Genomic DNA, 13924 nt, shown 5'->3' on the forward strand with positions numbered 1-13924 from the left:
TTACCTTGCGTGTTTTTTGGCCCGGTCCATTTCGCGCTTGACCTCGCGTTCCTTAATGGAGTCGCGCTTGTCGTATTGGCGTTTTCCCTTGGCCAGGGCCATGACCACCTTGGCTTTGCCGTCTCTGAAATACACCCGCAGGGGAACCAGAGTGTGGCCCTTTTCCTTGATTTTGCCGTAAAGCCGCTTTAGTTCGGATTTGTGCATGAGCAGCTTTCTGGGCCGCTCCGGTTCGTGGTTGTCATAATAGGCAAACGGGTAGGGCCCGATATGCATCTGGTGGAGCCAGAGCTCACCGTTTTTAAATTTGCCGTAGGAGTCCTTGAGATTGGCCCGGCCCTGGCGCAGGGATTTGACCTCTGTGCCCTGCAAAACCATCCCGGCCTCGAATTCATCCAGGATGAAAAATTCGTGCCTGGCTTTTCGGTTTTCTGTAACGATTTTGACGTGGTCTTGATTCATGAATGACTTTCTGTTTAAACTGAAAAATGGTTCACCGGACAGAATTCGGTTATTTGCCGTAAATGTCTTCGTTTAGCAATTCGCCGTATGCGTCCATGATGATCCGCTCCATGTCTTGCACCGAGGATTGCTGCAAAAGGGTGTCCATGAGTTTTTCCACCTCGGAGACGTTGATTTTGCGGATGAGGTTTTTGATCTTGGGTATGGACTGAGGGGCCATGCTCAGCTCTTCAATTCCCATGCCCATGAGAATGGGAAGATGCATGGGTTCTGCGGCCATTTCCCCGCACATGTAGGTTTTTTTGCCCTTATGTCGGCCGGCATCCACAACGTGGCGGATCAGCCGGATCACGGCCGGGTGCATGGGGCTGTAGAGGTGGGCTACGTGGCGGTTGCCCCGGTCAATGGCCAGGGTGTACTGCACAAGATCGTTGGTGCCGATGCTGAAAAAATCCACCATGTCGGCCAGCAGGTCGGCCATGACAGCAGCAGAGGGAATTTCGATCATAATGCCCACTTCAATGTCCCGGTTGTATTCAAGGCCTTCCTGCTCCAGCTCTGCTGCTGCCTGGTCCAGGATCCGGATGCACTCGGTGATTTCCTCTGCCCCGGATATCATGGGCAGAAGCAGGCGGACATAACCGTGGGCCGAGGCCCTTAGAATCGCCCGGAGCTGGGTTTTAAAAATTTCCGGGTTTTTGAGGCAGAACCGGATGGCCCGCAGGCCCAGGGCCGGATTGGCTTCTTCCGGGGAGGGCATGCTCTCTATTTCCTTATCCCCGTTGATATCCAGGGTGCGGATGGTCACTGGAAGGGGCGACATGAGCTCCACGACTTCCTTGTACTGATCAAAGAGTTCCTGCTCTCCGGGAAAATCGATTCTCGACAAATACAGAAATTCCGTTCTGAAAAGTCCAATGCCGTCTCCGCCATGGTCCTTGACCGCCACGACCTCCTCGGGCAGCTCAATGTTGCCCATGATCCTGAAATGCTTTCCGTCTGCCGAGGTGGCCGGCAGCTCGCCCCGGCGCACCTCTTCCTTTTTATACGCCTCGTATCTGCGGGAAAGCTCTTCGTAGCGGACCAGGGTCTCTTCTTCAGGGTTGATGATCACAATGCCTTCATTGCCGTCAACAATGATCAAATCCTCGTTCTTGATCAGCGCCGTGGCCCGTTCCAGGCCCAGCACGGCAGGAATTTCCAGGGTGCGGGCGATGATGCTGGTATGGGAGGTCTTCCCGCCCCGGTCGGTGATAAAGCCCATGACCCGGTTGAGCTGGATCTGGCTGGTTTCAGCCGGGGAAAGATTGTTGGCCACAAGGATAACCCGCTTGTTGATCCCGGAGATATTTACGTCCACGGTCCCCATCAAATGCCGCAGGATTCGGTCGCATACATGCTCAATGTCTGCGGCCCGGGCCTGCAGGTAGGGATCGGAGATGTTTTTAAAAACGCTTTTGGCTGTGGCCGAGGCCTTTTTCAGGGCCCATTCCGCATTGATCTGCTCGTTTTTGATCAGCTCAATGGTTTTGCCGTACAGCATTTTGTCCTTGTGGAGCAGCAGGTGGGTCTCCAGGATATAGGCATGCTGGCGCAGGTCTTCCGGGATGTCTTCAATAATGCCGGAAAGTTCGTTTTTGGCCTTGTTGACGGCGCCCTTGAAGCGCTTGAGTTCCTTGTCGACATCCTTGTTGTCGATATTATAGCGTTCAATAACATCAACGCCCTCCCTGTCCACCAGGTATGCCTTGCCGATGCAGATGCCCTGGGAGCCGCTGATGCCGTGGAGAACGATTTCTTCTGTGGGTTCTGTTGTCATAATAAGACTAATTACTCCTCAAAGCCGGCTTCAAATAACTTGCTGATTTTTTGTAGAATTTCATCGTCTGAGGAATTCTCTATTCTCAGAGTGATCCGGGAGTCCTTGGTGCCGGAAATTGAGAGAATATCAATGATGCTTGTGGCATCGACTTCTTCATCGTCCTTGATCAGCCAGACGCCGGATTCGGCTTTCATGGCAAGTCTTGCAATCATGGCCGCAGGCCTGGCATGCAGGCCGAGTTCATTGACAACGGTGACGGTTTTTGTCAAGTGATTATCCAAATGATTCATTTCGTTGATAATTTGTTAATATAATTTTATAATTTTAACACGTTGCCCTTTATTCTGTCAACTAAATCGTTGCCGGATATCGCCTGAACCGGGTGTTTAAACAATTGACAACCCATACCCGGATTGTTACTAAAGCCGAATGCTTATCATTTAGAAGAAAGGTTGGGACATGGAAAAGCAGCACATAGTCGAAGATATCAAGCTCACAGAAGCCTGGCGGCTGTTTAAGATCATGGGGGAATTTGTCGATGGTGTCGAGGCCTTATATGACCTTGGCCCGGCAGTGAGCATATTTGGCTCTGCCCGGATGACAGCCGACAACCCCTATTATCAGAAGGCAATGGAGCTGGCCGGGATGCTTGCGCAAAACGGTTTTGCCGTGATCACCGGCGGCGGCGGCGGTGTTATGGAAGCGGCCAACAAGGGCGCGGCAGACAAGGGCGGTGAGTCCGTAGGATTGAACATCAAGCTGCCCAGGGAGCAAGTCCCCAATGAATTTGCCAATATACAGGTGGAGTTCAAGTATTTTTTCGTCCGCAAGGTCATGTTTGTCAAGTACGCGTCCGCCTATGTGATCATGCCGGGCGGCTTTGGCACGCTCGATGAGCTGTTCGAGGCCGTCACCCTGATCCAGACCGACCGGATTGTGCCCCTGCCGGTGATTTTGTTCGGCCGGGACTACTGGAGCGGCCTCCTGGAATGGATCAAACAGCAGCTTCTGTCCCATCAGACGATCTCGTCCGGGGATCTGGACATTATTCATTTGACAGATGACCCTGCCGAGGTCCTGGAGATTGTCAGGCAGTTCGCCCAGGTCCAGCGCCCATGATGGAAACCAGCCATCGGATTTGTTTTGCCGACAGCCGGAAAATGGATTTTCTGGCCGATCAGAGCGTGGAACTGGTGGTGACCTCCCCGCCTTATCCCATGATCGGAATGTGGGATGAAATCTTTTCGCACTTGGAGCCGGCCATTGCCGAAAGCCTGGAAGCCGGAAACGGGTGGGACGCTTTTGAGCGGATGCACCAAGTGCTGGATCCTGTCTGGCAGGAGGTGTGCCGGGTGCTTGCCCCCGGCGGGTTTGCCTGTATCAATATCGGCGATGCCGTGCGCAAGGCAGGCGAAAATTTTTCTTTGTATCCCAATCATTCCCGGATCATGCAGGCCTTTATGGCATTGGGCATGTATCCGTTGCCTGCGGTGCTGTGGCGCAAGCAGACAAACGCGCCCAACAAGTTCATGGGTTCGGGCATGCTGCCGGCCGGGGCTTACGTGACGTTGGAGCACGAATACGTGCTGATTTTCAGAAAAGGCGCCAAGCGGGACTTTAAAGGCGCGGACCAGCGCCTGCACCGCCAGCAGAGCGCGTTTTTCTGGGAGGAGCGCAACCAGTGGTTCTCGGATATTTGGTTTGATCTCAAGGGCGCCCGCCAGGACCTGGTGGAAAAGAATCTGCGCAAGCGAAGCGGCGCGTTTCCGTTTGCGCTGCCCTACCGGCTGATCAGCATGTATTCCGTGGCCGGAGACACTGTGCTCGACCCCTTTGCCGGCACCGGCACCACCCTGTTTGCAGCCATGGCCGCAGCCAGAAACAGCGCGGGCGTGGAAATGGAAAAGGATTTTTATCCGGTCATGGAAAAAAAGAGCCGGGAGATCCCGGATTTTGCAGGGCAGGTGATTGACGACCGGCTCCGTGCGCACATGGATTTTGCAGCCGCGCGAAAGGCCGATGGCAAGCCCCTGAAATACATGAATGCGCATTACGGTTTTCCCGTGATGACCCGCCAGGAGACCGCCCTGCGATTTTTTTACCCGCACAAAGTGCACGTGCCGGAGCCGGGGCGTTTTGTGGTCGGCTATGATGACGCCCCACCTGCCGGCCTCTTCAATGGCGGGCACGCCGAATCCGCTCAAACCCCGGAAAAACCTGAACCGTCGGCTCCGGTTCAGAAAAGCCTGTTTTAAGGCCTGCTGCAATGAATGTGATATTTTTTGCCATTGTGATGATCGCGTTTTTGTTTGCCGCCGGCCGCCAGGTGTTCAGCGGCCCGCAAACCGGGGACACCATGCCCATCGAGGCCTTGTCCCAGTCCGTGGTGGACTCGGCGGCCGGTGCGGTGGAACTGGCCATCGGCCTGATCGGAGTGATGACCCTGTTTCTGGGCCTGATGAAGGTGGCGGAAAAGGGCGGTCTTTTAAATGTCATGTCCCGGCTGCTGCGGCCGGTGATGGTGCGGCTGTTTCCGGATGTGCCCGCGGATCATCCGGCCATGGGCGCCATGATTTTAAACATATCCGCAAACGCCCTGGGCCTGGGAAACGCGGCCACCCCCTTTGGCATTCGGGCCATGCAGGAGCTCGACACGTTAAACGCTGAAAAGGGCACGGCCACCAATGCCATGGCCCTGTTTCTGGCCATCAACACCTCAAGCATTACCCTGCTGCCCACCGGCGTGATCGCCCTGCGGGCCGCTGCCGGATCCGGGGACCCGGCCGGAATCCTGCCCACCACCCTGTTTGCCACCCTGGGCTCCACGCTGGTGGCCATCACGGCAACCAAGCTCTACCAGCGGTTTTCATCGCCGGCCCCGGCTGTTTTGGCAGGCGGGCCAGCCGCAGATCCCATAACGGACGCTGCCGAACGCACCGGAGCCAAAGAAGAACACGACCCGAATCAGAACTCAGATCCGGATTCGGACCAAAATCCGGAGCATGAATATGCCGATATGCTTGAATCGGCTTCAGCGGGCTATCCCGGTTGGGTGAGCCTTGCGGTGCTTTGCTGCGTGCTCGCAATCATCCCCCTGGCCATTGTCTACGGCACCGTGATTTCTCCCTGGATTATCCCCGGATTGGTGGCGGGTTTTCTTGCTTACGGCATGATTCGGGGTGTGCGGGTCTATGAGGTGTTTGTGGAGGGGGCAAAGGAGGGGTTTTATGTGGCGGTCAAAATTATTCCCTACCTGGTGGCCATTCTGGTGGCAGTGGGAATGTTCCGGGCATCCGGGGCTTTGGAGGCCATGGTGGGCATGCTGGGGCCGGTGACGGGAAAAATCGGGCTTCCGGCGGAAGCCCTGCCCATGGCCCTGCTGCGGCCCCTTTCAGGCTCCGGGGCCTACGGGGTGCTGGCCTCGATCATCAATGACCCGGCGGTGGGGCCGGATTCCTATATCGGCTACCTGGTTTCCACCTTCCAGGGTTCCACAGAGACCACGTTTTACGTGCTGGCGGTTTATTTCGGGGCCGTGCAGGTGCGGAGGGTGCGCCACACCATGGCCGCGGCCCTGACCGCAGATTTGGCCGGCATTATGTTTGCCGTGCTGGCCTGCACCCTGCTGCTGGCGTAAAAGCGCCCTTTATTGCTGGCTCACCTTCAGGGTGCGGATCCGGTTGATGGCACCGGCGATGTCAATGGCGCGGATTGCCGCAAGATCGCCGGTGACAAAGGGGGTGAGCACATCCAGTCCTTTTTTTTCAATATCGGCAATCACCTTTTCAGCTACTTGCCGCAGCGGCAGGCGGCCGTCCATAAACCCGGAGGCATGATAGACCGCATGGGCCAGGGCCCGGGTTTGGGAAGTATCCACGATTTGCTCCAGATCGTTTAAATCCACATCTGTTTCCCCCAGCAGGATTTCCCGGACCCCTCTGCCGGCGATTTTCATCTTTTTGTTGCGGCGGTACACGGATATGCTTTGTGCCTGGGGAATGCGGGCGGCAATCCGGCCGAAATCCGTCCCGCCCTCGGCCTGCCGCCCGGCGGAGTCGTTTTGGGCGATTTGTCTGGCCGCATCTGTTGCGTCCCGCGGCAGGTATTCAGTCATCCGGATCACATGGTCGGCCACGCTGAAGTAATCGCCTGAGCCGCCCATGACCAGCACCGTGGAAACCCCTTTTTCGGTGTAGAGCTGGCGAACCTTGTCGATAAACGGGGTGATGGGCTCGCTTTGCTTGGCCACCAGCTGCTGCATCCGGCGGTCCCGGATCATGAAGTTGGTGGCGGATGTGTCCTCGTCCAGCAGTATGGCTTCGGCCCCGGCTTCCACGGCCTCGATGATGTTGGCCGCCTGGGAGGTGCTGCCGCTGGCGTTTTGGGTGGAAAACCGGGCTGTGTCCTTTTGCAGGGGCAGGTTGCTGATAAATGAGGAGATATCGGTTTGTGCAATGCTTCTGCCGTCGCAGGCCCGGATCTTGACCGCGTTTTTCACTGTGACGGCAAACTGTCTGCCGTCATCCGGAACATGGTTGTAAATCCCGCGTTCAAGGGCATGGAGCAGGGTGGATTTTCCGTGGTATCCCCCGCCCACAATCAGGCTGATGCCGCGAAAAATGCCCATGCCGGTAATTTTTCCGCAATTGGGCAGATCCAGGGTGACCCGGTAGGTGTTATCAGAGGCAAATTGCACCGCCCGGGGATCATCCAGGGGGCGGTCGTCGATTCCGCTTCTTCGGGGCAGCAGGCTGTTGTCTGCAATAAATGCGATCAGGCCTTTTTCCAGGAGCATGGCCCGGGCCGCGTCCGCGTCTTCCGCGGTTTCGATGTGCCGGTAGACGGCCTTTGGGTCCAGGGCGGAAAAAAACAGGGAGGTGCTGACAATCTCGGGCAGCTCGGAGAAAAACATGGCCTCTGCGTCCCGGCCGGCGATTTTTCTGCCAAATGCCGGAAGCCCCATGAAAAAACGGGTTTCCACGAAATCGTCATTGATCAGAAAAGCGCTTCGCTCAAGGATCTGCTGGCCGGGCCGGTCAATGGTGATGATCCCGCTTTTTCCGCTGCCCCGGCTTCCCTTTGACAGCCGCCGGCTCTGCTGCCAAAACCGCCGGGTTAAAAAATCGCCAAGGGCGATGGTGCGGCTTCTGGTTTCGGTGGTATCTTTGGCAAATCCGCAATCCGTTCGTTTGACGCGGACCCGAAGACGCGACGGGGCGGCATACGGATCGCCCTGCACATGATCGATGTATAGGGCAAACTTTTTGAAATCATAGCCGCCCACGATATCCTTGTAGGCCTTATATCCCTTGCCGTCAATGCGCCTGAGCTGATCGCGCAGCACATCAGCCGGTTTTACTCCCATCTGTCTCCTCGTTTTTCCAGGTCAATATGATCGTCTGATCCCGACCCGGGGCCCGGCCCCGGCCCGGATCCCGGTCTTCGTCCCGGGCCCGAACCCGGGCCTGGGCGCTGGATATCGGCCAGAAGGGAATTTAGGATCCAGCTCACAAGGCTGATGATAATGGAGCCGAAAACCGTGCTCCAGAACCCAACCACCAAAAAACCCGGGGTGAGAACCGATGCAATCTTTAACATCAGCGCGTTGATGATAAAGGTAAACAGGCCCAGGCTCATGACATTGATGGGCAGGGTCAGCACCAGCAGCACCGGGCGGAAAAACAGGTTGAGCAGGCCGATGGCCGCGGCTGCAACAAGTGCGGACAAAAATCCGCTCACCTCGATATTTTCGATCATGTAGGCGGCCGCAAACACGGCTGCTGTTGTGATCAGCCACTTGGCCAGCACAATGGGCACAAGGGTGCTGTCATAAGGCCCCCGGCCCGGTCCCTGTCCTGCGGAAAACCGGCGTATGTCAATTCGGGTTTGTCGTCTCAATTTCTTCTCCATTGATGGTTATGCCGATGGCGCCTGCATCATCGCGGAACAGGCCAATTTCTGCTGAAGAATCGCCGCGCAGGTCCGGATAACGACTGCGCAGGGAACTGAAATCAAGTGTTTCAATGGCATGATGCAAAAGGTCTATGCGGTTTTCAAGGTCTTTTTTTTCGTTTTTGCCGGATGCCTTGAAATATTTGGAAACCGCCTTGTTGTATTGCCGTTTGACCTCGGTTTCAATGCAGTGGCGTTTGGTTGAAATTTTAAGGTTCATTTTTGTAGGTGCTTTTGATATAATTATTTATTTTTTAAAATTTAATTCAATTTGCCCATAAACGAACGACTGCACGGATTGCAAGCAGGAGAATCTGATCATGTATGTACCACGATATGTGTTTTTTACCAAGGGGGTCGGCATTGATAAAGCGCACTTGGCTTCTTTTGAAAATGCCTTAAGGGAGGCCGGAATCGCCCATTTGAACCTGGTCCAGGTCTCTTCCATCTTTCCGCCCGGCTGCAAGATCCTGGAAAAGGAAAAAGGCCTGGCCAAGCTCGAGCCCGGCGAGATCACCCACTGTGTCATGGCCCGGGAGCAGAGCCGGGAGCCCGGCCGCCGGCTGGTGGCAAGCGTCGGCCTTGCACTGCCCGAGGGAAACGAGCGCTACGGCTATCTTTCCGAGCATCACGGTTTCGGCCAGACCGAGGTGGAAGCCGGCGAGTTTGCAGAAGACATGGCCGCCTCCATGCTGGCCACCACCCTTGGCATCGAGTTTGACCCGGAAAAAGACTATGACGAACGCAGAGACATCTACAAGATGTCGGGCAAAATCATTCATTCCAGGCATGTCAGCCAGGCCGCCCTGGGCGCCGAGGGCAGCCTCTGGACTACGGTGCTGGCAGCCGCCATATTCGTGAAATAATCATGGCCTCCAACTTGTTTGTCCCCTTCGGGGGCGCGGAAATGCAGGTCCGGGACATGGACGCAGCCGCTGTGCTGGTTTTGCCGGTCTGCTACGAAGTTGCCCCGTCCTACGGCATCGGCAGCCGGGAAGGGCCGATTCACCTGCTCACCGCATCGGCCGAACTCGAGGATGTGGACGAGCAAACCCTTGTGCACTGGGGCCGGGTCGGCATTCACACCCTGCACGCGCTTGCGCCCACACCCCGGCCGGAGCCTGCAATGGAGGAAATCCGCGCGGCTGCCGCCCGGTGCCTGGAGACCGGAAAGTTTACCTTGTTTTTGGGCGGCGATCACGCCATTACCATTGCCACGGCAAAAGCCGCGGCTGAAAAATACCCGGATATGGGTGTGCTGCAGATTGACGCCCACCTGGATCTGCGCGATTCGTACAACGGCAGCCGCTTCAACCATGCCTGCGTCATGCGCCGGGTGGCAGACGATCTGCGCCTGCCCTTTGTCCAGGCCGGCATCCGGTCTTTTTCCGCAGAAGAGGCCTTATATGTCAAAGATCAAGGTTTGAACCCGATTTTTGCGCATGGGATTGATCCCCTGGATCATTCGTGGATGGACCAGGCCATTGCCGCCCTGCCGGAGCGGGTGTATCTCACCGTGGATCTCGATGGCCTGGACCCGTCCGTGATCCCCGGCACAGGCACCCCGGAGCCCGGCGGGCTGAGCTACCGCCAGATGGTGGAGCTTTTGCACCGCCTGGGGGCTTCCGGCAAAAAAGTGGTTGCCGCAGACATCACCGAGCTGGCCAAAATCCCCAACACCCAGGTTTCCGAATTTACCGCCGCCCGCATCGCCCAGAAAATGCTCGTTTATCTGCTTTGATTTTGGTCAAAGCGCCATTTCAAACTAAAAAGCCCCGGGGCGCGCCCCGGGGCTTTTGTTGTGTCAGGCTGGTTTTTTCGTTTTTGCTAGAACAGTCCGCTGACCTTGCCGGTTTCCGTGTCCACATCGACCTTGGTGTAGGCCGGGCTGGAACTGGTGCCGGGCATAAACGGGATGGCGCCGGCCACCGGTACCAGGAACTTGGCCCCGGAGTAGATGTAAATGTCGCGCACAGGCAGTCGCCATCCCTTGGGCACGCCCTTCCAGGTGGGCTCATGGGACAGGCTCAGGTGCGTCTTGGCCATCATCGTGGAGTACTCCTTGAACTGGGGATCGGAATCCAGCATTTCAAGTTTCTTTTCGGCATCCGGCAGCCAGTCCGCGCCGTCTGCGCCGTAGACCTCGCGGGCGATGGTGTCCACGCGCTCGCGCAGGGGCTTGTCCATGGAATAGAGGAAATCGAACTTGGACTCTTCCTCGCAGGCGTCGATCACGGCATCGGCGATCTCAAGGGCGCCGTCGCCGCCGTCCATGAAGTGGGTGGACGGTGCGCACCGGGCGCCGGCTTCTTCTGCTTTTTTCTTGACCAGCTCGATTTCCGCCTTGGTGTCGGTGGGGAAGCAGTTGATGCAAACCACGGGGTTCATGCCGGACTTGCGGATCACGCCGATCATGTGGACCATGTTTTCAATGCCTTTTTCCAGCAGGTCCAGGTTTTCCTTGGTGTATTCCTCGGGAAGCGGACGTCCCGGAACAACCCTGGGTCCGCCGCCGTGCATCTTCAGTGCGCGGATGGTGGCGGTGAGTACGGAAACGTGGGGCTTTAAGCCCGAGTTGCGGCACTTGACGTTCCAGAATTTTTCAAAACCGATGTCAGCGGCAAAACCGCTTTCCGTGACATGGTAGTCAAACATCTTCAGGCCCATCCGGTCGGCGATGATGGAGGACTGGCCAACCGCGATGTTGGCAAACGGGCCGGCATGCACGAAGCAGGGCTGATACTCAGCGGTGCACATCAGGGTCGGGTTGATGGTGTTTCGCATCCAGGCGGTCATTGCGCCGCCGACCTGGAGGTCGCCGGTGGTGACCCGGTTGCCGGAAATATCAAAACCCACGGTGATGTTGCTCAATCTTTCCCGGAGATCGGGCAGGTCCTTGGCGATGGCCAGGATGGCCATGCACTCGGAGCTGACCGCGATGTTGAAGCCCGATTCCATGGTATAGCCGTTGGCCCTGCCGCCGAGTCCGATGACCATCTTGCGCAAAGCCTGGGCGCAGTAGTCGATGATCCAGTTCATTTCCACGCGGTTGGGGTCGATGTTTAAGGCCGGGATGCCGGAGAGTCTTTCGATTTTTTCCGGGCCGTAGTTGCGCTCGTGCTGCATTCTGGCGGTCAGGGCGACCATGGCCAGGTTGTGGGCGTTCATGATGTCGTTGATATCACCGGTCAGCCCCAGGGAGAACTCGGTCATGGGGATCAGGATGGCATTGCCGCCGCCGGCCGCAGAGCCCTTGATGTTCATGGTCGGTCCGCCGGAAGGCTGTCGAAGGGCGCCGCCCACGTTCTTGCCGCGTTTGCCCAGGCCCTCCATGAGGCCCACGGATGTGGTAGATTTGCCCTCACCGAGCGGGGTGGGCGTGATGGCGGTAACCTCGATGTATTTCCCGTCCGGCTTGTCCTGCATCCGGTTCATGACCTTTAGGAAATCGATCTTGGAAAGCCGGCCCATGGGAATCATCTCTTGCCGGGTAAGCCCCAGTTTGTCCTGCCATTCCTCGGGCATGGGCATGTTCTGCTCCGCCGCTTCGGAAACCTGCCAGTCGGCCATTTTGCTTACATCGTATGCCATGTTTTCTCTCCTTTGGCGTTTTGGGTTGATAATGAATATTATCTAAGGGTTACGGCCTAAACAAGCATATGAACTTTCTACATACCATTTCGGCCCATTTTTGACAAGACCAATCCAACGTATTTCATCGCCGGCAAGACAAAAATTTCAAAAACGCCTTTGTGCCTTGCGACCGGCAGCTTTCAACGGTGTCTTATCCCTGTATTTCCACCAGCCTTTTGTAAAACCCGTTTCGGGTCATTAACTGCGCGTGGGAGCCGGATTCGGCGATCTGCCCGTGGTGCAGGACCAGGATGGTGTCTGCGATTCTGGCCGTGGACAGGCGGTGGGCAATCACGATGGACGTACGCTCGGCCATGAGGTTGGAAAGCGCATCCTGGATGCTGGCCTCGGTTTCCGAGTCAATGTAGGACGTGGCCTCGTCAAATATGATCAGCTCCGGATCTGCGGCCAGGGCCCGGGCAATGGAGATCAGCTGGCGCTGGCCCGAGGACAGGGTGGCGCCCTGTTCTGTGAGACGGGTGTGGATGCCGTCTGGCAGGCGTTGGATAAACGAGCGGCTCCGGGACTGATCCAGGATCCGGGCCACGGTTTGTTCGTCCGGCGTGCCGTTGGCCCCGAAGATGTTGTTGAAAATGGTTCCGGAAAACAAAAACGGCTCCTGGGAGACCAGGGCGATTTTGCTGCGAAGCGCGCCGGACGCAAACTTTCGGATATCAATGTCGTTGATCCGGATGGCCCCCTGGTCCGGATCATAGAAGCGCACCAGCAGGTGAATCAGCGAGGTTTTGCCCGCGCCCGTGGGCCCCACCACCGCAAGGGTCCGGCCGGCGTCCAGGGTGAAATCGATTCCCTTTAGCACGGGCTGCTCCGGTTGATACCCGAACCAGAGGTTATCAGCGCTGATTTTCTCAAAGCGCTTTGGCACGGCTTCAGCATCCTGTGCGCGGGGTTCGGGGATGCGGTCGTCTTCGTCCAGGATCTGAAAAATCCGTTCGGCCGAAGACATGGCATTCTGGGTGATGTTGTATTTTTCCGCAATATCTCTGATGGGCCGGAAAAACATGCGGACATAGGATATAAACATCACCAGTTCGCCTAGGCTCACCCGGCCGGCCAGTATCCCGGAGCCGCCGGCAAAGATCACGACGGCCAGGCCCACCGAGCTCATCAGCTCGATAAAGGGCATAAACATGGCAAAAACCGTGATCTGGCGCATTCCGGCCAGGAAATTTTCATGGTTGATGCGCCGGAAGTTGTCGTAATTGTTTTTCTCCTGGCCGAAGAGCTGGATAATGCCCACCCCGCCGATGGTTTCGGAAAACTTGGTGTTGATTTCCGCGGCCTTGATGCGAAGGGTGCGAAAGGCCTGCCGGGCGGTGCCGGCAAACCGGAAACCGGCGTAAAACACCAGGGGAAAAATGACGTAAACCGCCAGCGACAGCTGCCAGTCAATGGCAAAAAGCACCGCTGTAATGCCCAGCAGCAGAAACAGGTCCTTTAGCACAAAGATGATCACCGAGGTCAGCATCTCGTGCATGTTCTGGATGTCGTTGGTGGTCCGGGTCACCAGGCGGCCCACGGAGTTGTGGTTGAAAAATCGTACAGACAGCCGCTGGATGTGGTCAAACAGCTTCAGGCGCAGATCATGCATAACGTGCTGGGCCGTGTATTCTACAATCATTACATGGAGGAAGTTGACCGCCAGGTTGAGCAGAATAATGGCCACCAGCACCATGGCCGCCCGGCCCAGGCCGGATAGTTGCTCGTTTTCTGAAAGATTTCGGGATGTTTCCGAAGGCGCATCCGAAGAGGTTTGCCCCGGCTCCCGGGCTTTCTCCGCTGCTCCTTCGTCAGCCGAAACCCCGGGCCCGGGCATGCTTATATTTTTTTCCGGCACGATATAGCGGTCAATGGCCTCCTTGGTCACGTAAGGAATGGCCAGTTCCAGCACCGTGACCGCGGCCATGAGCACAAGTGCCACTGCCAGCAGCACCCGGTAGGGGGCGGCAAACGGATAAAGCCGGCGCAAAAGTCCGGTATCCCGGGCCTTTCCCAGCTCCTTTTCCGCAAATATGTCCCTTTCACCACTCATTT

Annotated in this window: 13 protein-coding genes; 5 read left to right on the forward strand and 8 right to left on the reverse strand. The window is 56.8% G+C overall.

The features are described from left to right. The 3 genes from smpB to R6U41_RS05705 are packed head-to-tail and all read right to left on the reverse strand — an operon-like array spanning position 1 to position 2553. Entirely contained in the window at positions 1-462 is a 462-nt protein-coding gene (smpB, locus tag R6U41_RS05695) for an SsrA-binding protein SmpB (protein ID WP_410268868.1), read from the reverse strand. Positions 463-511: 49 nt separating this feature from the next. Further along, the gene (gene ptsP / locus R6U41_RS05700; RefSeq protein WP_410268869.1) at positions 512-2281 is read right to left on the reverse strand and encodes a phosphoenolpyruvate--protein phosphotransferase; all 1770 of its coding nucleotides are present in this window, start codon (positions 2279-2281) and stop codon (positions 512-514) included. A gap of 11 nt (positions 2282-2292) precedes the next feature. Continuing rightward, positions 2293-2553 (reverse strand): HPr family phosphocarrier protein, encoded by a 261-nt coding sequence (locus R6U41_RS05705; protein ID WP_410268870.1) that lies wholly within the window; start codon positions 2551-2553, stop codon positions 2293-2295. Positions 2554-2743: 190 nt separating this feature from the next. Between R6U41_RS05705 and R6U41_RS05710 the strand changes: the two genes are divergently transcribed. The 3 genes from R6U41_RS05710 to R6U41_RS05720 are packed head-to-tail and all read left to right on the forward strand — an operon-like array spanning position 2744 to position 5921. Further along, entirely contained in the window at positions 2744-3403 is a 660-nt protein-coding gene (locus R6U41_RS05710; protein WP_410268871.1) for a TIGR00730 family Rossman fold protein, read from the forward strand. Beyond that, the gene (locus tag R6U41_RS05715) at positions 3400-4539 is read left to right on the forward strand and encodes a DNA-methyltransferase (RefSeq protein ID WP_410268872.1); all 1140 of its coding nucleotides are present in this window, start codon (positions 3400-3402) and stop codon (positions 4537-4539) included. The genes R6U41_RS05710 and R6U41_RS05715 overlap by 4 nt, the downstream gene beginning before the upstream one ends. Before the next feature lie 11 nt (positions 4540-4550). Next, entirely contained in the window at positions 4551-5921 is a 1371-nt protein-coding gene (locus R6U41_RS05720; protein WP_410268873.1) for a nucleoside recognition domain-containing protein, read from the forward strand. A gap of 9 nt (positions 5922-5930) precedes the next feature. Here R6U41_RS05720 and R6U41_RS05725 read toward each other — a convergent pair whose 3' ends face one another. From R6U41_RS05725 to R6U41_RS05735, 3 genes are read right to left on the reverse strand one after another with little or no spacing between them, the layout of a single operon-like run. Next, the gene (locus tag R6U41_RS05725; RefSeq protein ID WP_410268874.1) at positions 5931-7649 is read right to left on the reverse strand and encodes an ABC-ATPase domain-containing protein; all 1719 of its coding nucleotides are present in this window, start codon (positions 7647-7649) and stop codon (positions 5931-5933) included. Further along, positions 7640-8182: a phage holin family protein gene (locus R6U41_RS05730; protein ID WP_410268875.1), complete on the reverse strand. Its 543-nt coding sequence runs from the start codon at positions 8180-8182 to the stop codon at positions 7640-7642. Before R6U41_RS05730 ends, R6U41_RS05725 begins: the two co-directional genes overlap by 10 nt. After that, positions 8160-8456, reverse strand: coding sequence for a hypothetical protein (locus R6U41_RS05735; protein WP_410268876.1), 297 nt, complete (start codon positions 8454-8456; stop codon positions 8160-8162). Before R6U41_RS05735 ends, R6U41_RS05730 begins: the two co-directional genes overlap by 23 nt. 100 nt (positions 8457-8556) lie before the next feature. On the opposite strand from R6U41_RS05735, the gene R6U41_RS05740 reads away from it, so the two are divergent. Both R6U41_RS05740 and speB read left to right on the forward strand, forming a co-directional pair. Continuing rightward, complete coding sequence (locus R6U41_RS05740; RefSeq protein WP_181552573.1) at positions 8557-9102, forward strand: pyruvoyl-dependent arginine decarboxylase; 546 nt, start codon at positions 8557-8559, stop codon at positions 9100-9102. Between the two features lie 2 nt (positions 9103-9104). After that, a complete protein-coding gene (speB, locus tag R6U41_RS05745; RefSeq protein WP_410268877.1) occupies positions 9105-9977 on the forward strand; it encodes an agmatinase in 873 nt (290 codons plus the stop codon). Between the two features lie 86 nt (positions 9978-10063). On the opposite strand, the gene R6U41_RS05750 is transcribed toward speB, so the two are convergent. After that, on the reverse strand, positions 10064-11827 hold the full coding sequence (locus tag R6U41_RS05750; protein ID WP_410268878.1) for a formate--tetrahydrofolate ligase: 1764 nt from the start codon (positions 11825-11827) through the stop codon (positions 10064-10066). A gap of 193 nt (positions 11828-12020) precedes the next feature. Next, the gene (locus R6U41_RS05755) at positions 12021-13922 is read right to left on the reverse strand and encodes an ABC transporter ATP-binding protein (RefSeq protein WP_410268879.1); all 1902 of its coding nucleotides are present in this window, start codon (positions 13920-13922) and stop codon (positions 12021-12023) included. Between the last annotated feature and the right edge of the window lie 2 nt (positions 13923-13924).

Origin of the sequence: Desulfosalsimonas sp. (assembly GCF_046483245.1) — a bacterium.
In the GTDB taxonomy this organism is placed as follows: domain Bacteria; phylum Desulfobacterota; class Desulfobacteria; order Desulfobacterales; family Desulfosalsimonadaceae; genus Desulfosalsimonas.